The sequence below is a fragment of the Parvimonas pharyngis genome (assembly GCF_046569675.1).
Classification (GTDB): Bacteria; Bacillota; Clostridia; order Tissierellales; family Peptoniphilaceae; genus Parvimonas.
Window position 1 is genome coordinate 162,560 of sequence record NZ_JBKICJ010000002.1, and the last position, 19,511, is coordinate 182,070.

At 28.6% G+C, this 19,511-nt stretch carries 18 protein-coding genes, 2 tRNA genes and 1 riboswitch; of the genes, 9 read left to right on the forward strand and 11 right to left on the reverse strand.

What is annotated here, in order from left to right; genetic code table 11:
- Positions 1–121: 121 nt before the first annotated feature.
- The 7 genes from ACLGL0_RS03120 to ACLGL0_RS03150 all read right to left on the reverse strand — a co-directional run bounded on the left by ACLGL0_RS03120 (position 122) and on the right by ACLGL0_RS03150 (position 7,227).
- Positions 122–1,432, reverse strand: coding sequence for an NCS2 family permease (locus ACLGL0_RS03120; RefSeq protein WP_411013590.1), 1,311 nt, complete (start codon positions 1,430–1,432; stop codon positions 122–124).
- Between the two features lie 324 nt (positions 1,433–1,756).
- A complete protein-coding gene (locus ACLGL0_RS03125; RefSeq protein ID WP_411013591.1) occupies positions 1,757–2,686 on the reverse strand; it encodes an alpha/beta fold hydrolase in 930 nt (309 codons plus the stop codon).
- Between the two features lie 104 nt (positions 2,687–2,790).
- On the reverse strand, positions 2,791–3,645 hold the full coding sequence (gene lipA / locus ACLGL0_RS03130; RefSeq protein WP_411013592.1) for a lipoyl synthase: 855 nt from the start codon (positions 3,643–3,645) through the stop codon (positions 2,791–2,793).
- 10 nt (positions 3,646–3,655) lie between these two features.
- A complete protein-coding gene (gene lplA, locus ACLGL0_RS03135) occupies positions 3,656–4,642 on the reverse strand; it encodes a lipoate--protein ligase (protein WP_411013593.1) in 987 nt (328 codons plus the stop codon).
- Positions 4,643–4,744: 102 nt separating this feature from the next.
- The gene (locus ACLGL0_RS03140; protein ID WP_411013594.1) at positions 4,745–5,548 is read right to left on the reverse strand and encodes a metal ABC transporter permease; all 804 of its coding nucleotides are present in this window, start codon (positions 5,546–5,548) and stop codon (positions 4,745–4,747) included.
- Positions 5,548–6,219 carry a metal ABC transporter ATP-binding protein gene (locus ACLGL0_RS03145; protein ID WP_233056002.1) on the reverse strand — a complete coding sequence of 224 codons (672 nt, stop codon included), beginning with the start codon at positions 6,217–6,219 and terminating at the stop codon, positions 5,548–5,550. Before ACLGL0_RS03145 ends, ACLGL0_RS03140 begins: the two co-directional genes overlap by 1 nt.
- Positions 6,220–6,228: 9 nt before the next feature.
- The gene (locus ACLGL0_RS03150; RefSeq protein ID WP_411013595.1) at positions 6,229–7,227 is read right to left on the reverse strand and encodes a metal ABC transporter solute-binding protein, Zn/Mn family; all 999 of its coding nucleotides are present in this window, start codon (positions 7,225–7,227) and stop codon (positions 6,229–6,231) included.
- A 105-nt stretch (positions 7,228–7,332) separates the two neighbouring features.
- Between ACLGL0_RS03150 and ACLGL0_RS03155 the strand changes: the two genes are divergently transcribed.
- The 8 genes from ACLGL0_RS03155 to ACLGL0_RS03190 all read left to right on the forward strand — a co-directional run bounded on the left by ACLGL0_RS03155 (position 7,333) and on the right by ACLGL0_RS03190 (position 11,708).
- Complete coding sequence (locus ACLGL0_RS03155) at positions 7,333–7,833, forward strand: Fur family transcriptional regulator (protein WP_411013596.1); 501 nt, start codon at positions 7,333–7,335, stop codon at positions 7,831–7,833.
- An 83-nt stretch (positions 7,834–7,916) separates the two neighbouring features.
- A tRNA-His gene (locus tag ACLGL0_RS03160) sits at positions 7,917–7,993 on the forward strand.
- 5 nt (positions 7,994–7,998) lie between these two features.
- Positions 7,999–8,082: transfer RNA gene (locus tag ACLGL0_RS03165), tRNA-Leu, on the forward strand.
- Between the two features lie 83 nt (positions 8,083–8,165).
- On the forward strand, positions 8,166–9,068 hold the full coding sequence (locus ACLGL0_RS03170; RefSeq protein WP_314558647.1) for a ribonuclease H-like domain-containing protein: 903 nt from the start codon (positions 8,166–8,168) through the stop codon (positions 9,066–9,068).
- Positions 9,069–9,168: 100 nt separating this feature from the next.
- Positions 9,169–9,648, forward strand: coding sequence for a CarD family transcriptional regulator (locus ACLGL0_RS03175; protein WP_314558645.1), 480 nt, complete (start codon positions 9,169–9,171; stop codon positions 9,646–9,648).
- Between the two features lie 9 nt (positions 9,649–9,657).
- Positions 9,658–10,728, forward strand: a complete 1,071-nt coding sequence (locus tag ACLGL0_RS03180) for a PIN/TRAM domain-containing protein (protein WP_411013597.1) — start codon at positions 9,658–9,660, stop codon at positions 10,726–10,728.
- Positions 10,729–10,803: 75 nt separating this feature from the next.
- On the forward strand, positions 10,804–11,238 hold the full coding sequence (locus tag ACLGL0_RS03185; RefSeq protein WP_411013598.1) for a hypothetical protein: 435 nt from the start codon (positions 10,804–10,806) through the stop codon (positions 11,236–11,238).
- Positions 11,239–11,255: 17 nt separating this feature from the next.
- Positions 11,256–11,708, forward strand: coding sequence for a hypothetical protein (locus tag ACLGL0_RS03190; protein WP_411013599.1), 453 nt, complete (start codon positions 11,256–11,258; stop codon positions 11,706–11,708).
- 414 nt (positions 11,709–12,122) lie between these two features.
- Here the strand turns inward: ACLGL0_RS03190 and ACLGL0_RS03195 are convergent, their stop codons facing one another.
- From ACLGL0_RS03195 to ACLGL0_RS03210, 4 genes are all read right to left on the reverse strand, one after another.
- Positions 12,123–12,377 (reverse strand): putative Se/S carrier protein, encoded by a 255-nt coding sequence (locus tag ACLGL0_RS03195; RefSeq protein WP_411013600.1) that lies wholly within the window; start codon positions 12,375–12,377, stop codon positions 12,123–12,125.
- Positions 12,377–13,651, reverse strand: coding sequence for a double-cubane-cluster-containing anaerobic reductase (locus tag ACLGL0_RS03200; RefSeq protein ID WP_314558636.1), 1,275 nt, complete (start codon positions 13,649–13,651; stop codon positions 12,377–12,379). Before ACLGL0_RS03200 ends, ACLGL0_RS03195 begins: the two co-directional genes overlap by 1 nt.
- A 23-nt stretch (positions 13,652–13,674) precedes the next feature.
- Positions 13,675–14,490 (reverse strand): 2-hydroxyacyl-CoA dehydratase, encoded by an 816-nt coding sequence (locus ACLGL0_RS03205; protein WP_411013601.1) that lies wholly within the window; start codon positions 14,488–14,490, stop codon positions 13,675–13,677.
- Between the two features lie 325 nt (positions 14,491–14,815).
- A complete protein-coding gene (locus ACLGL0_RS03210; protein WP_411013602.1) occupies positions 14,816–18,505 on the reverse strand; it encodes an N-acetylmuramoyl-L-alanine amidase family protein in 3,690 nt (1,229 codons plus the stop codon).
- A 185-nt stretch (positions 18,506–18,690) separates the two neighbouring features.
- Positions 18,691–18,804, forward strand: a riboswitch (FMN riboswitch).
- Positions 18,805–18,853: 49 nt separating this feature from the next.
- Between ACLGL0_RS03210 and ACLGL0_RS03215 the strand changes: the two genes are divergently transcribed.
- Complete coding sequence (locus ACLGL0_RS03215; protein ID WP_411013603.1) at positions 18,854–19,450, forward strand: ECF transporter S component; 597 nt, start codon at positions 18,854–18,856, stop codon at positions 19,448–19,450.
- Positions 19,451–19,511: the final 61 nt, after the last annotated feature.

Genomic DNA, 19,511 nt, shown 5'->3' on the forward strand with positions numbered 1-19,511 from the left:
TCCTTCACCTCATAATATATTTTATTCTCTATTAAACATAAATTAGATTATACTATATTTATCTTAATTAATCAACTAAAAAATGAGCCTTATAGGCTCATTTTAATTTAATATCATTAAATTACATAAATGCTTCTGCTACAAATTTTAAGATAAATAGTAAAGCTAAGATGTAAACAACTGGAGAAGCTTCTTTTCTTCTACCTGAAACTAATTTTAATACTGCGTATGAAACAATACCAAATACGATTCCGTTTGCTATTGAGTATGATAAAGGCATCATAATAATAGTTAAGAATGCTGGTAATGCTTCTGTATAGTCGTCAAAGTCTATTTTCTTAACTCCTGTAATCATAAATAATCCTACTACGATTAATGCAGAAGATGTTGCATATGTTGGAATTATAGAAAATATTGGTTGGAAAATTAAAGCTAGTAAGAATAGAAAAGCTGTAACAATTGCTGTAAGTCCTGTTCTACCACCTTCAGCAACTCCCGCTGCACTTTCAACGAATGTAGTTACTGTTGATGTTCCAAGCATTGCTCCTACTGTTGTTCCTGCTGCATCAGCAAAAAGAGCTTGTCTAGCTTTTGGTAAATTTCCTTTTTCATCTAACATATCAGCTTTTGAAGCAACTCCTACAAGAGTTCCAACTGTGTCGAATAAGTCAACAAATAAAAATGCAAATAATGCTACAAACATTTCTGTTGATAAAGCTTTACTAAAATCAAATTTCATAAAGATTGGTGCTATGCTTGATGGTTTTCCAATAACTGCTTTTGGAAGTTCAGAAACTCCACATATTATTGATACTATTGTTGTAGCAATCATACCAAATAAAATTGCACCTGGAACTTTTTTTACAAGTAAGAAAATAGTAAATAAAATACCAAAAATTGTAATTAATGAAGTTGCACTTGTGATTACACCTAAATCTAAAGGTATTCCTTTACCTTGTTTTACAAGTCCAGCTTGATATAAACCTAAAAAAGCTATAAATATACCAATACCTGCACTAACTGCTTGTTTAAGTGAATATGGCATAGCATTTACAATCATTTCTCTTACTTTTGTAAAAGTTAAAATTAAAAATACAATACCTTCTAATAAAACAGCTGTTAAAGCAAATTGCCAGCTATATCCTTTACCAATTACAATTGTATAAGCAAAGTAAGCATTTAATCCCATACCTGGAGCTAATGCAAAAGGATAGTTTGCAAGTAATGCCATTAATACCGTTCCTATAAAAGATGCTATTGCTGTTGTTGTAAAAACAGCCCCCTTATCCATTCCGGCTTCAGATAAAATTGCTGGGTTTACAACTAATATGTAAGCCATTGTCATAAATGTAGTAATACCTGCTAGAACTTCTGTTTTGACACTTGTTTTGTGTTCTTTAAGTTTGAAAAAATTTTCAAAAAATGTGCTCATAAATCCTCCTAAAAAATATTTTTGCAAAACAAAAATAACCCCTAAAAAATAAAAACAACTAAAAACAAATGCCCAAAAAGTAGGATTCAAGCGAAACCTACCTTCTGGGCTTTTCTCCCTTAGGTGTAGTGCGATGCACCTGCACAGCTTGGACCTGCAAGAAAAATTCTTCGGAACCCTATGTGCACTTTCTCTTACGAGTTACTATTATTACATTAATATAATATCAGTAACAAAAACATTTGTCAATAGATTTTTTATAGAAATATAATATAAAAAAATAAAGAGAAAGCAGTATTTTACCTACTTTCTCATAATTAACACTTAAAATTTTTCATTTATATTTTCTAAAAAATTATATATATCAAGATATACTTTTTCTTTGCCTATTTCATTTAAAACTTCATGTCTCATTTTTGCATAGAGTTTTAACTTAACATTCTTTATTCCGGCATTTTTGTATAACCTATAACTTTTTAATACACCTTTTCCATAAGCACCAACCGGATCTTCTTTTCCAGCAACAAAAAGAATTGGTAAATCTTTTCTAATATTTGCAATATTCTTTTTGTATGAGGCTTCTTTTATTAAAGTTAGTAAATCTAGAAAGAACATATTTGTGCAAAGATAACCACAATCCTTATCTAAAATGTATTTTTCAACTTCATTTTCATCTGATGTAAGCCAGTCAAAATCTGAATTTCTATTTTTTATTCTAGAATTATATCCTTTAAATCCAAGTCTATTTACAAATTCACTCTTTTTACTTCCATTTTTTGCACTAAAAAGTTTGGCTAAAAGCATAGAAATTCTATGTTTAATTCCATAAGGTTCTGTTGTTCCACAAATAACTGCACCGTCAACACATTCAGAGTATTCATTTAAAAAGTTTCTAACTATTAATGAACCCATACTATGTCCAAAAATTACAACTTTTTTATCCGGAAATTCTGATCTTATATATTTGTTAAGAGTATATACATCTTCTATAAGTTTTATATCACCCTCTGCATCAGCAATATGTCCTCTTAATTCCTCTTCTTCACAAGTTTTTCCATGTCCTCTGTTATCCATTCCAAAGGCCCTTATTCCTTGTTTTTCTAAGAATAGTGCAAAGTCCTTATATCTTCTTATATGCTCAGTCATTCCGTGACAAATTTGCACAATCATTTTAGGATTTTTTAAATTTTCTGCAAAATCTACACAATATAGTCTTTTATCGTCTATACATGAATTTATGTAAAACTCTTTCATAAAACACCTCATAATAACAAGCTACAATTATTTTACCACAAATTAATTAATAAATACAGTAGTAAAAAAACTCATTTCTACAAAAGTAAAAATGAGTTCTATAATTATAGTGCTTCCGCGTGATATGAGCTTCTTACTAATGGTCCTGAGTTTACTCTTAAAAAGCCCATTTCAAAAGCTATATCTCTATATCTATCAAATTGTTGAGGATGTACATATTCCTTAACAGCTATATGGAATTTTGTAGGTTGTAAATATTGTCCAATTGTTACCATATCACAATCCACTTCTCTAAGTGCTTTTAAAACTTCAACAACTTGTTCTTCAGTTTCTCCGAAACCTACCATAAGTCCTGATTTTGTTTTAAGTCCACATTCTTTTGCATATTTTAAAACTTCTAAGCTTCTTTGGAAGTTTGCAGCAGGTCTTACCTTTGGATAAAACGCTGGAATTGTTTCAACATTGTGGTTTAAAACATCAGGTTTTGTTTCATAAATAATATCCATAAGTTCTTTTCTTCCAGACATATCAGGAATCAAAAGTTCTATTGTAGTATCTGGATTGTATTTTCTAACTTGTCTTACAACTTCTGCAAATTGATTTGCACCTTCATCTGGTAAATCATCTCTTGTAACAGAAGTTACAACAGCATGTTTAAGTCCTAGAATTTGTACTGCTTTTGCAAGATTTTCAGGTTCTTCTAAATTAATTGGATCTGGAGTATGTCTTGTTACATTACAGAAAGTACAGTTTCTAGTACAGTTTCTTCCTAAAATCATGAAAGTTGCTGTTCTTCTTGAATAACATTCCATTTTATTTGGACAATTTGCTTCATGACAAACAGTATTTAACTTTAATCCCTCTAACATGCTTTCAACGTCAGTTGTATTTTTATCTCCCTGAATTTTTAATTTTAACCATTCAGGTTTTCTCATTATTTCTGCTTTTTTTCTTAGCATATTACACCTCTTAAAATAATTTAGTTATATCATCAATAAAGACTTCCTTATTCATTGACTTAATGTATCTATCGATATCAATATCCTTAAGAGCCTCTTCAATGGCTTCTTTTGAACATTGAACTCCTTTTAATATACTACACAAATTATCTATACCCAATTCACTGAAAAAATCACCCTCAATTGAGATGTCTTTTATTTTTTCGTTTTCAACATCAATCCCTATTTCAACAACTCCACAAGAATATTTTTCTGCTTTTCTATTCTTTTTTAAAGAGCCATTTCCGTAATTCCAGTTTTTTGTTGCAAAAAGAGAATCTCTAATCTCGTAAATTTTTTTCATTTCTTCTTCAGTTAGAATTGTAGTATTAGTAATATTATACTCATCTTTTATGTAATCAATAGCTTTATCCATAAAAGTTTCAACATCCATATCAATCATATCCCCAATAAAGCCAACTCTAGATCTAACAGATTGTACTGCTTTACCCTTGAACTTTATATCTCTTGATTTCAATGAATTTGTTAAATTATATAGATTTGCTTTAAATAAGAAAGTTCCATGATGTAAAATCTTTTCTTTATTTTGATATTGAGCATTACCACTTACTTTTGCTCCATCTATCTGAATGTCGTTTCTTCCTGTAAATTCAGCATTAAGACCTAATGAATTTAAGAAATTAACAACTGGCTTTGCAAATTTTTTAAATGACGAATCAACATCTTCTCCAGTCTTTTTAGTTATAAAAGTATATTGCATATTATCAGTATCGCAATATATTGCACCCCCACCAGATAATCTTCTGATTACATCCATATTATTTGCATTTGTAAAATCTAAATTTACTTCCAAATCAATATTTTGATAACGACCTAGTAATATACAAGGTCTATTTCTCCAAAGCATAAAAATATCTTCATCATAATTTTCCATTAGATAAAGTTCAATTGCGTGATTTAATGCCGGATCAAAATTTTTATTTTCAACAAAAATCATATTATCTCTCCATAAAATAAATTTTTAGCCAATTATATTTTAACATAAATCATTGTTAAAGAATAGTCCCAAAGCAAAAAAAGAAAATCAAATTGATTTTCTTTAAATTTTTAAAAGCTTTCTTAAATTTTGTAATATTACGATTGTAAAAAGTACTAATATTCCCGTTAAAACCATTGTTCCACCAGGTTTTAAACCTTGATAGAATGAAATTGTTATACCTGAAATTGTAAATGTCATTCCAAAGAGAATAGAGTAAATTACAGTTTGAAAATAAGATTTTGAAACTCTTAACGCACATGCTACTGGAACGACCATTAATGATGAAACCATTAAAACCCCAACAGTTCTTGAAGCTATTGATATAGATAAGGAAATTAAAAATGTAAAAACTATATTTACACTTTGTACTTTTATTCCTGCAAGTCTCGCTCCAACTTCATCAAATGATACATAAAGTAATGCCTTGTAAAGCATTGTAAAAACTGTTATTACAACGAAAAATACCAATGTAACTAAAATAACTTCAAAATCACTTATAGCAACAATGCTACCGAATAAAAAGCTATTGAAATTAGCAGCACCCTTTACAAAATCTGAAAGAACTGCTGCAAGCCCAATTCCCAAACTCATCATTATTGCCGTTGATATATCCGAATTTTTCGGAAAATACCTTCTCATAATCTCTATTGAAAAACTTGCAATTGCACAAGAAATAATTGCAGTTATAATTGGATTTACTCTAAATATAAGACCTATAGTAACACCCGCAAGAGAAACATGGGATAAAGCATCTCCTATCATCGAATTTCTCTTATTTACCATCACAACTCCGATGCAAGGTATAACGATGGAAAGCATAATTCCAACTAAAAAAGCTCTTCTCATAAATTCAAGTTGAAACATTATCTTACCACCACTTTCTTATCTTTTATTTCTACAACTCTTGTCAAATTATCCTTCATAATTTCAAGCTCATGAGTTACAAGTATAATTGTAATTCCATGAACTCTATTTAAGTGAGTTAAAATTCTAAAAAGTTGATTTTTACTTTCTTTGTCAATTCCTGTTGTAGGCTCATCAAAAATTAAAATTTTTGGGCTATTAATCAAAGACTTTGCAATCATAATTCTCTGTTGCTGCCCACCACTCATCTTATTTATAGGCGTATTGGCAAAATCTAGCATATTTACTTGCATTAAAGCTCTTTTTGCCTGTTCTATATGGCTTTTTTTTGAAAACTTAAAAAAGCCCATTTTTTGATATAGATTAAGTGTTACTATCTCTAATGCAGTAATCGGAAAATTTGGAATATTACTAGCATTTATCTGAGGTACATAGCCAATTGTATTCCATTCCTTAAAATTCTTAATATTCGTATCTGATATAAATATTTCTCCACTTGAAGGATTAAGTTCTCTTAAAATTAATTTAAGCAAAGTAGATTTTCCACTACCATTTGCTCCTATAATTGCTATAAAATCTTTCTCTTGAATATCAAAAGAAAGATCTTCTAAGACATTAACTCCTCCACTATAAGAAAAAGACAGATCCTTTATCGAAATAATATTATTCAAAACATTCTCCTACTTTGTAGCTTCAACTAAGGCTTTTAAATTTTCTTCCATAAGTTGAATATAGTCTTTATTTTCTTTTGCTTGTTCTTCAGTTTGACCTTCTATTGTATAAAGCATTTTAACTTCTCCACCAATCTCTTTAGCGATAGTTTCTTCAACTTTATTTTCACTTAGTTCTTCATAAAAAACAACTTTTATTCCTTCTTTTTTTGCTAATTCTACAACTTCTTTAATCTTTTCTAAATTAGGTTCAGAATCAGAACTCAAATTTTCAATTGGAATTTGTTTCAAACCATAGTCATTTAATAGATATGCAAAAGCTTCATGTGAAGTAATAACAGATTTTATTTTTGCATTTTTTAGTTGTTCAGAATATTTTTTATCTAAATCATCAAGTTTTGCTTGTAATTTTTCTAAATTTTCTTTGTAAAATGCTTCATTTTCTTTATCCATTTCTACAACTTGACTATAAATATTCTTTGCAATAATCTTCATATTTTTTAGACTTAACCAAATATGTGGATCATATTCTCCATGATTATGTTCTTTTTCTTCCTTATCATGTTTATGGTCCTCATCTTTATGCTCTCCATGTTCATTATGCTTATCATGTTCATCATGGTCATGGTCTTCATCTTCTGCTTTTAACAAATTAACATCTTTTGAAACCTCTACAATTTTCAAATCTTTAATTGAAGCTTTAAATTTATCTAGCCAACTTTCTAATCCAAGTCCATTTACTAAAATTACACTGCCTTCAGATAAGTTTTTCATATCTTGAGCTGTTGGCTCCCAATGGTGAACTTCTTGACCATTTGGAATTAAATTTCTAACTTCAATTTTATCTCCAACAATTTCTTTAGTAATACTTTGTAGTGGATAAAATGATGTGTATATTATTTTTTTATCTTCTTTTTTTGTATCATTTTTTACAGAATCTTTGCCACAAGCTGAAAAAAGTGTTATAATAAGGGCAAAGGAAATGATTTTAGTTATGATTTTTTTCATAATTACTCCTTTTTTATATTATGAGAGCTTATTTGCAAATAGCACTCATTTACTTATAGTATTATATACCCTATTTGCCGAAAAATCAAGTAAAGGAGAGTATTTATGAAAAAAGTTTTTTTGAAAATTCTAAAAGATAATGACTTAAAAATTACAAAAAATAGAATGGCAATCCTTAAAGAATTAGAAAAAAGAGAAGTTCCTACAACAGCAGAAGATATTTATAACGCTATTTCAACAAAAGGCGATAAATATAGTATATCAAGTGTATATAGAGCATTAAATCAATTTTGCGATAAGAATATCGCTAAAAAAACAGCAGAAATTGACGGAACTACTTATTATCAATTAAATAAAGGTCATACTCATAGCTTAATCTGTGAAAAATGCAAAAAAATAATGCCTATTAACCATTGCCCAATACATAATTTAATTCATGATATAGAACATAAAACTGATTTTATCGTTACTGGTCATCATTTAGAAATTAAAGGAATTTGCAAAAATTGTCAGGAAAAACTTTCAGAAGAAGAACTAAAAGATTTACAAGATTCTAGTAAAGAAGCTCATAGTACACATAAATGCAAAGATGAAAACTGTATATAATTTAAAAAATTTTAAAAAAACTATTGACAAATTTTTAATAAATTGTTATAATATACAAGCGTTTAGAATGAATGCAAAGTTTGGTGGGTGTGGCCTAGCTGGTTAGGGCGTCAGATTGTGGCTCTGAAGGTCATGGGTTCGAATCCCATCATCCACCCCATATATGCAGGAATGGCGGAACTGGCAGACGCGCTAGACTTAGGATCTAGTGTCATTGACGTGGGGGTTCAAGTCCTCTTTCCTGCACCATGTACTATGGATAGTAGTTAAAAAGTAGAGTTTTTCGACTCTACTTTTTTTCTATTTAAAACCACTTTAAGAAAGGAGTTGTTATGAAAAAAGTTGTAAATATTGAAAAAACTGATTCAAATTTTGAAAATTATACTTTATTTGATATAGAAACAACTGGACTTAATCGAAGCAAAGATTTTATGTATATGTTTGGAATCTGCGAAAAAAAAGATAATGAATTAATCTATTCTCAATATTATATAGAAGATGAAAAAGAAGAAAAAGAACTGATTTTAGAGCTTTCAAAACTTTTAAATGATAAAAAAATTATCTCATATAATGGTGATAGATTTGACTTCCCTTTCATCAGAAAAAAAATGGAAAAATATAATATTCCTAAATTTAATTTTGAAAACACTGATATTTATAGGCAACTCCAAAAGCTAAATTTCTTTTTAGACGAGCCTAGTCTTAAAGCTATAAATTTAGGAAAAAGACTTGGTTTTGATGTGCATGATCATGTTAATCAACAAGAAATGCCAAAGATATTTAAGATGTATCAAGAACTTAAAGACAATGAAATGCTATCAAAATTAATATATCATAATTATATTGACTTACAAGTTTTAAGCCATATTTATGAATATAAAGAAAGTATTTTAAATAGAATACTTACAATTAATAATAAGAATTTTACTGGAGTTATGAAAACTCTTTATATACAAAAAAACTTTCTAGTTATTAGACTTTCTAATCCTAAAAATTTAATTTTAAATTTTCATCAACAAAATTACAGCATTATAAGTAATAAAGACGAAATAAAAATAGAATTGGAATTAGAAGAAGGTCTTATAGAAAACAATATTAAAGCTAAGGTTTTTAAGTCAAAATACGATAATAAAATCTTTAAAGAATCTAAAAATTTAACTGAAAATTTCATACTTATATTAAAGCAAAATAAATTAATTAAAGAAAATTTACTGCTTTTACTTAATATTATTTAGTGTATGAAACATAATAGTCCTTTAATTTTTTTTGTATTTGGTGTATAATAGTATTGGAGGGTCGTTATGTAGTTGTTGGTTTAATTTTTAGGAGATTGCTATGGATGTTGGTGACAAAATATTTTATCCTATGCATGGAGCAGGTTTTATTAAAAGCATAGAAAACAAAGATTTCGATGATGTTAGAGAACGATTTTATGTTATAGAGCTCCCTTTTGAACAAAATTTGCATATCTTCATCAAAGAAGGAGATATAAGAAATTTTCAATTTAGAGAACTCGTAAACCTAGATACACTTGATAAAGTTTTTGACTATCTTAGTTACGAAAAATGCCCTATGCCGAACAATTGGGTTCAAAGGTACAAAGAAAATACACAAAGACTTAAGTCTACAGATATTTTTGAAATAGCTTATGTTTTTAAAGGATTGGCTGTAAGAAATGAGAAAGGTAAACTTTCTCTAAAAGAATTGTTTATGTTAAACCTTGCTAAACGAATTTTGATTTCAGAATTTGTTATGGTAAGTGGTTTTTCAAAGCACAAAATTAACAAAATTATAGAATATTCAACAGAACATTAGGAGGAAAGTATGTTTAAAGTTTTAAGGTACTTGACCTTTGTTTTTGGTGGCCTTATTGGCATCCTGATTGCCTATGGCTTTGGTCAAGTTACGTCGTTAGAATTAAGTAAAGATGTTTTAGTTTCAATTTATGGAGTTTTTGCAATTATTTTTGGTATTATTTTTTATTTTTTATTCCCTGTCATAATTAAGAAACTTACAGACACATTTGAAGATGTTAGAAAAAAGGCTCAGAAAACTCCAACTTCAGATATTGTTAGTGCAATTGTTGGACTTTTAGTTGGTTTAGTTATAGCTTTTTTAATTTCTCTACCGATTTCTAATATAGAGCTTCCTGTTGTAGGAAGCCTATTAAGTGCAACAATTACAATTTTCATTTATATTGGACTTGGTTTTGCAGGAATTAAAATTGCAGTTGATAAAAAAGAGGAATTATTAAAGTTCAAACTTTTTTCAAGAGAAAAATCAGTAAAAAAAGGACAATCTTGTCCTAAGATTTTAGATACTTCAGTTATTATAGATGGTAGAATTTACGATATAGTTAAAACTGGATTTTTAGAAGGACCTATTATTATTCCGATGTTTATGGTTAAAGAATTGCAATATATAGCCGATTCTGAAGATCCTAATAGAAGACAAAGAGGAAGACGTGGTCTAGATATTTTAGATTTGCTTCAAAACGAAAAAGATGTTGAAATAAAAATTGTAGATAAAGATTATAAGAACATTAAAGAAGTTGATCACAAGCTTTTAAAGCTTACAGAAGACTATCATGGAAAGCTAATTACAAATGATTATAATTTGAATAAAGTAGCTTCTCTTCAACAAATTTCAATACTTAATGTAAATGAATTAGCTCTTGCAGTTAAGCCAGTTGTAATTCAAGGTGAAAAACTTATTGTAGAAGTTATAAACCGTGGTAAAGAGCCTGAACAAGGTCTTGGATACCTTTCCGACGGAACTATGATTGTAGTTGAAGACGGAAAAGATTATATTGGACAAACTATTGAAACAACAGTAACAAGCATATTGCAAACACCTGCGGGAAAAATGATATTTACTAGAAAGAATTTAAAATAGTTTTTTAAGGAAACAATTTGTTATATAGAGTTAAATATGATGATTATTTTAAAATCTTATTAAAAGGAGAAATTTATGAACGAAAGAATATACAAATCAACATCTTTACAAGTAGTCAAAGAATTATTTATTTTAGTCTGTGCATGTATATTTTTAGCTTTTATTCTAAAGTTTTTTGTTCAGCCACATGTTAATGCAATTATAGTTGCAGCAGTTGCAATTATATCATTGTATTTTACATTTAGCGATAGAAAATTATATTTAAAAGTAACTGATGACACTCTAACAGTTATTAAAGGTAAAAAAGTTGATGAATACAGGATTGAAGAATGTGATTTTAAAGCTACGTCAAAGAATAATGATATTTTAAATCTAATCGTTATTGATTCAAGTGGAAAGACAAAAAGCTACGATGTATCATTATTAGGTTATAAACAATTTAAAAACCTTATCGAAGACCTTGGAATCGTCGGAAATAAATCAGAATCAATTACTTTAAAAGCAAAATAAATATATAGGAGGAAATTATGGATAATATTTCACAAATGATTAAAAATATGGGAGTTATGGCTTATATAATTCCTGCGGTTTTAATAGTTTATGTTATCGGAATTGTAATTTGGATGAAAAAAAGAAAACAAGGATACGAAAAATGGCTTTCTGACCATCCTGATGCAGTTAAAATTTATCTAGTTACTAGCTTTAGTGCATTTTCAAACAATAGTCTTGCTGGAAGAATTTTAAGTTCAAATGCTTATCCAAAAATAGCATATGAAGGAACTAAATCAGTAATTTATGCATTACCAGGAACAGTAGATGTTGAACTTGCTTATAGTTATACAAGACCAGGCTTAGTACATAAGAATGTAACTAAAACTTGGGGACCTACTAAACTTTCACTTGAAGTTGAAAAGGGAAAAACTTATGAATTAACTTTCGATAAGGATGAAGAAACTTTTAAATTTAATGTACAAAGATAAAAAAAACTTCGACATAGTCGAAGTTTCAGAGCAAAGACAAAGTATAATTTTTGTCTTTGCTTTTTTTATATTTTTGTTTTTATTGTGAAACAACAAGGTTCCCGGGTACCCAACGTATCTACGATACATTTACTTTTGCTAAAGCAAAAGTATGAGATCTCCACAGTCGATTGTACTCAAATCAAAGATTTGAACAATCTTTGCGTCAGACCTACTTTTGCTTGTAAACAAGCAAAGTTAGGGCTAGATTCACTACGGTCGAGATGACGTATAAGGGAAATAACATAGTTTTGTAGCAAGACGTTAAAAGTAAATAAGCTTACGAAAAATAATAATCTGAAACTTCGACATAGCCGAAGTTTTTTATATTTTTTATAAGAAAAACCCTAGCGTAAGTAATAGCTAGGGTTATTTCTAACAAAATCTCATTCTATCAGGATTAATATCTTTTTCTTTTTCGTAGAATTTTAAAATCTCTATTTTATTTTCTAAAATCAACTTTTCTATCAATTCTCTATCTTCAAAATTATAATATAAAATGCTTATTCCACAACAGTGATCCTCTGTTTTTGGTGTAGGTGCTATTGTGCATTTTATACCTTGTTCTTTCATTAATTGATAAAGCTCCTGACCGTTTTTTGTGTCTTTAAAAAATATATAATATAACATTAGCTCATCATCTCTATGAATGCACCAATTCTAGTTTTTAATTGTTCACTATCTGAATCTGTATAGTCAGTTTCGATTCCAAGAACAGGAATTTTTGCTTCTTTCAAAGCTTTTTCTACAATTGTTCCCTCTGTGTCATAAAGTGTACAGAATTTTAAGTTAATATCAATAACTCCGTCAATATTGTATTCCTTAACCAATCTCATTATATCATCAACTCTTTCAGTATTTGGAGTAAAGCATGCGCAGTTTATACTTCCTAAATATCTACGAGTTAAGTTTTCTACCATTTCATCAATAGTATTACCACTTTCGTCAACAAGATGTTCTGAATATCTATTACCTGTACACATTTCTTCACATACAACCATTCCACCGATATTTTCAACTATTTGATGAATCTTCCAGTTAGGAATTGAAAGTGGAGTTCCTGTTAATAAAATTCTCTTTGCTCCTTTTTGATAAACACTTACATTATTTTTAGCTCTTTCTTCAAGTTCATCACAAAGTCTATTTACTTGTGCTGTAAATCTTACTGGATCATCATAAAATGCAATTTGTGTAATAAGTAAAACATCTCTACCTGAAATAGGAACATTTTCTAATTTTCTAAAGCTATTTAATCTTTGTAAAGCTCTTCTCTTATTATTCAATGTTACAATAGCATTCTTCAAACTTTCTTCAGTAATCTTATTTCCAGTTAATTTTTCTAATTCAGCCATATAGGAAATAATTTCTTCTTTCCACTTCGCAAAGTCTTTTTCTCTTTTCATTTGTGGAATATCCATAATATACATTGGAGCATCTTTCGCCAAAATTTCCCAAGCTTTTTTCTTTCCATCACAAGTTGTTTCTCCAACAAAAAGGTCAGCTATTCTAAAGAAAGGACAAGTTCTATCAAATCTTGCTCCAAGTGATGCTTTAATTAATGGACAAGTTGATGTTGGAAGAACTTTTTCTCCACCAGGAACCCAGAATTGAGATCCACTACATAGTCCAGTGGCAATTGCTCCTGCTCCTAGTACAACTTCATCAGGAACGTGGATACAGAAAGAGCCTACAACTTTTCCACCTTGTTTTTGGAATTCAATTAATTCTGCAGGTCTAATTCCATGAATTTCAGCTACAACCATATTGAAATAATCCATACTCTCTGGTCTGTTTTCTTGACTTAAAAAAACATCTCCAAATGCAACAGGTAAAACTTCGCATAAGATATCATGAGTATCAACGTCCATATTTAAATCTTCCCACATTTTTCTGTAATCAGCCATTTTTTGCCTCCTAAAATAAATTTTTATTTATTATCATAGGGACAATTCTCAAATAAAATATCTAATTTATCAACTCTATTTTCATTATATTTCTCTTTTAAAAACTCATAGCCACTTTTTTTATAAGTTTTAAAAACTTCGCCTAGACAAAAATTCTCTATAATCTGATAGTTTTTATATTCCTTATCAATATCATCCAAAATTTGAATTGCTCTTGGTACATATAGCTTTTGTCTTTTTTTGTCTACATCTTTATAATTCGACAATACCCTATCAATCATAGTAATTTTATCTTCCAACGAGAAAATAAATTGAGTATAGAATTCAACTTCGTATAAAAATCTGGAATCTATATCTGTTTTTGAAAGTTTTTGAAGTTTTGAAGAAATAATTTTGGATAGTTCAACTGCATTTAAAAATTTATTTTCAAAAAAATCTCTATTGTAGACTTCTACAACTCTATTTTTTAATTTTTCTATATTTCCGTCATAGAAATAAATCTTATCCTTAAGATTTTCTTTCATTGTTTTCAAAAGTAAAGGACAGGAATTATCTACAACAAGTAATTTTGCATTATAAATTAGAGGACATTTTTTTGTTAAAGCATAAGTTAGTGTTGAATTAACTATGCTACATAAATTTTTTTCATTAGAATAATTTAATATGTATTTATCTACCCCATCCAAAGGTAGAGGTACTAAGTCAAAACCATAAAAAATCTCTTTTGGAACAGTTTTCCCCAAGTATCCAATTATGTATCTTTCATTATCTAATCCCATTATTGTCTCTATAAATGCATTTCTTCTTAGCTCTAAAATTTCTTCTCTCAAATTTTCCATAATCTCTTTGATATAATCATATTCCCTTCTTTATAGTACATTATCATTTAGATATTTTTCAAGAATTTCTATGATAAATTCAATCTTTAAAAGTAAGTATTTGGCAATTTTTAACCATCACCTCCAAAAAAATATTATCATTTAGCCAAACACATTACCTTGTATTACTATAATTGTATTATAACACTAATGTATTATTAAGTAAAATTAGAATTTTTAATGAATAATGCTTATTCATAATAAAGATTAATAATAAAACATTGATTTTATAATAGTAAACACTAAAAAACTCCGATTATATTATCGGAGTTTTTAATACTATTATTTATTTAACTAATACACCATTTGAGTCAAATGTATAGTTTACATTGTTGATTTTAAGAGTTTTGCCTTGTGCGATTAGTCCGCCTTTTTCAGCATAATACCACTTTCCACCTACCATGAACCATTCACTATCAGCAATACGTCCACTTGCATTTGCAAAGTACCAATTTCCATTTACCAATACCCATTCGTTTTGTGAAATTCTACCATCTGCATTTGCATAGTACCATTTTCCATTAACGATTATCCATTCGTTTTTAGACATTGTTCCATTTGCTTCAATATAGTACCATTTTCCATTTTCTTCAAACCATTGATTTGATAGCATTTTTCCATCTTTGTCAAATCTATACCATTCATTATCTATTGATTTCCAGCTATCTTTTACAGCTACTTTTCCATCTGCTGATTGGTATGTCCATGATCCATCATCATTTTGAACCCAATTATATGTTTCTGGATTTTCTGGATTTTTTGCCTTATATTCTACTCCATATTTAGAGAAGTGAGTCGCTACAAATGTTACAAAACTTTCGTCTTGTGTAAATTCAATTTCTTTATTCTCGTTATTATCATTCAAATAGAATACCTTAATAGCTTCTCGACCATTTTCTTTTGGAATTTTAACAGTATATTCATCTATTGGTAATTGAACTTTTTCTTTTGTAACTGAATCTATAAAGTAAATATCAAAAACAACAACATCTTTTGACTTAATTATATCTACTTTATTAACTACTATTTCTTTTCCAACAAGATTTTTTCCTGTTACAGAAATCTTTGTTTCTTCATCTGTAAGTGTTATTTCTTCTTCTGGATTTATTTTACTCTTGTAAATAAAAGTTACTTCTTTAATATCTTTAACTTTTTCTTCATGAATATATCCAATTTCTTTTTCTTCAATACTTCCGTCAGCTCTAACAACCTTATATTTTATAGCGTCAAAATCTTCATTATTTTCAATAGGTCTTACATTAAAAGATCTAAGTTTAGACCATTTGTAACCTCTAACAGTTGTTTCAGGAAAAGCTACTTTTCCATCAGCTGTTTCATGTTTAACTTTTACTTCAGAAATTTCATCAGGAGTAAGATTTTCTTTTTTCCCAACTTGGTCATTTACAACAGTTGCTTTTACAAAAATTTCTTGGTCGAAGTTTACTCCATCAACCGCTACTAAATATTTAAAAGTAACATCTCCATTTGGATTTGATGGACTTGTAATATTTCTTGGACAAATAAGCTCAAACATTTGAGTATTACCATTCCCGTAAATTCCAGTACCATCAGGACTTACCATAATAAAGTTGTCCATACTATCAGAAGTACCTTCATTTTGTAATGGATACCATTCTACTCCATTTTCATCAACTACTTTAATTTTAGTTAATGCTTTATTGAAATTAGCTCCAAACATAGTAACCCAAGTCTTTTTACTTTCTTGGCCAACTGGAGTGAAAGTATGAGTAACATCAGGATGTTCAGTTCCGCCACCTGTTGTTCCATAAGATTGGATTGACATAAAGCTTAAAATAGGCTTATCAGTCAATTTTTCTGTTGGTAAAACTGTTGCAACTAATCTTTTTGCTCTATTTTGTAAAATATTAACTCCAATTGCTGAAGAATATGTTTTACCTTTATCTAAAGATACCATAACTGAATAAGTTTCAGCTTTTTCAGTAGAATTTTGTGGTAAAACAAAAGTTATATTTTGTTCTTTATTATTTACTACTTCTACTTTTACATTTGCTGTATCTGTAATTTCAGAATTAGAAGTTTTATCTTTATTATTCTTTAAGATTTTAACCATTACAGCTTCACTTAAATTTTCACCAACTAATTTTACTTTTACATTTCCACCAATTTTAGTTAAAACTTCGCCCTCAACAATATTTGCTTCATTAACTATTGGTAGAGCGCCTTTGATAAATTGTTCAACAGCTCTATTTTCTCTGTTATTAGCATCTTTAATTATTCTTTCTTCAAGTCTAATTGCTGCACCATTTTTAATTTCAACTGGATTTGCTAAAGTTACAACAATTTTATCTTCAACAATTTCTACCTTATCTTCTGCTTTTAATTTTGCAAAAATATCAGAAGTTTCTTTCTTATATGAAATTCCAGCTTTTAAAGTTTCAACATCCTTAACTGTAAATATTTTTTCATCAAATTTTAAAGTTATTTTTGTTTTAGTATTGTCAATATATACATTACTAGGGTGTAAATCAATGATTTCACCACTTTCTTCGCCACCTACAGTAACAGTAACTTCTTTATCATTTAATTTAACCTTATAAACTTCTTCTTTATTTGAAGTTGCCTTAGGGAAATCTAAAGAAGCACTTTGAACTTTACTTGTACCATTAAAAGTATATGGCATATTAACTTTTGTTTCAACACCATTTTCAACTTTAAAAATTTCAAGTTTAAGCTTATCAGACTCTAAATTTTCACCTTTAACAGTAATAGTATTAACTCCACCATCTTTTGGCATATTTGGAATTTTTGCTTTAAGCTCATTAATTACCATTTTATTTTCTTCAGCACCAGGAGCAACAGTTACAGTAACTGTTGGATTATCTTGAAATGCTGTTTCAGATCCATTTGTATTGAATTTTAAAGTATAAACTTGTTCACTAGTAGTATTATTTTTAGGAAAATCTATTGAGATTGTCTTTCTAGCTTTATCTCCTTCTACTACTGCTTTTTTACCTAAGTTTGTATCAACATTATTTAATAATACTTGTACCTTTACTTGGTCAGCAGTAATATGATTATCATTAACTCTTTTAGTAATTAATTCTAAATTAGCTTTTCCACCTTCTGTAGGTAAGTTTTGATTTTCTGGCGTAACTCTAACAATTGCATTTTCTTCAATTATTTGTTCACCAGGAGCAACTTTAATAGTTATAATTGGTTCGTCTTGATATTCTGTATCAACTCCAATAGTATTAAATTTAATTGTATAAACTTGTTCTTTTGTAGTAGTATTTTTAGGGAAATTTAAAGTCATTGTCTTTTTAGCTTTTTCACCCTTCACTTCTACATTTTTTCCTAAATCTGTTACAACTCCATCTAATGATACTTGAAGTTTTATTTTATCTGGAGAAATGTGTTTATCATTAATTCTCTTAGTAAATACAGTTAGATTAACTTCTCCACCTTCTGCTGAAAGATTTTCAACATCTGAATCTACATTTACAATCGCATTTTCAATAACAGGTCTTGGAAATACTGGTTCTACTGGAGTTACTACTCCACCATTATCTGTTGTAGATTTTCTGATTCTAACAACTTTTTTAAATTCTTCATAGAATGAACCATTATCACCGTTTACACTAAAAGAAACTTCATATTGTATACTTTTTGCAGTTTCATTTTTTGGAAAAGTTAAAGTAACTACCTTTCTACTTGAACTTTCCTTAGTGTCTTCAGAAAAAGTAATTGAGTTTTCGACATCTGCTAGACGTTCTGTCTGACCTTTAACAACTACCTTTGCCTTAATATCATTATCCTCTAAATCAGAACCTTTAAGTGTGAAAACTCTCTTTCCATCTTCTTCTGGAGATGTAATACTAGAATCCACAACTTCCGTTAGAGCACTTGATTCTTTTGCATATGTACTTATTCCAATAGAACTAAATACTATCGAGAACAATAGTACGAATGCAAAAATCTTTTTTAGCATTTTCATAATAAATTGCCTCCATAAAATAAATTTTGTGCTATTAAATTATATACCATAAAAAAATAAATTGCAAATATTTTGACAATTGATTAGCGTTCCTTATGAATACAGCTTTATATATAAGGATATCTTATTAAAGTTAAAAAATTTTTATCTTTTATTGACAATGCTTATTTATTGTGATATACTCAAATTGTCTTCAGGGCGAGGGTCGTTTCCTCACCGGCAGTAAAGTCTGCGAGCATTATGCTGAATTGGTGAAATTCCAATACCGACAGTTAAAGTCTGGATGAGAGAAGAAATTGTCATGCCCTAAAGATGGCATTTTTTTTTGCTAAAATTTAGGAGGTTATTATGAATAAAAAATTTGGTATTTCAGAAATCACAAAAATTGCAATTCTTGCATCTATATCCGTACTTTTGATGTTTATTAAAGTTCCACTACCATTTGCACCAACTTTTATGGAAATAGATATTGCAGAGCTACCTGCTCTAATAGGTGGATTTGCAATGGGACCACTTGCAGGATTTTTAATCGTTTGTATCAAGCTTTTATTAAATATTATAATTAATGGAACAAAAACTTTTTATGTTGGAGAGCTTTCAAACTTAATAGTTTCATCAACTTTAGTTTTAACAACAGCTTTTATCTACAAACACAATAAAAGCAAAAAATCTGCTTTACTAGGACTTGTAATAGGTAGTATTACAATGTCTTTAGTTGCAACATTAAGCAATTATTTTGTTATTTTCCCACTTTATGCAAAACTTTTAAAGATTGACTTAAATGCTTTTGTAGGAATGGTTGCAAAGATAAATCCACTTGTAAAAAGTTACTTTACATTAATGTTATTCTCAATATTACCTTTTAACTTAGTTAAAACAGCTGTTACTTCAATAGTAACATCATTATTATACAAAAGAATATCACCAATATTAAAAAGAAAATAAATTTAATAATCATATAAAAAAACGACAAATCTTGAAGATTTGTCGTTTTTTATTAAATGTT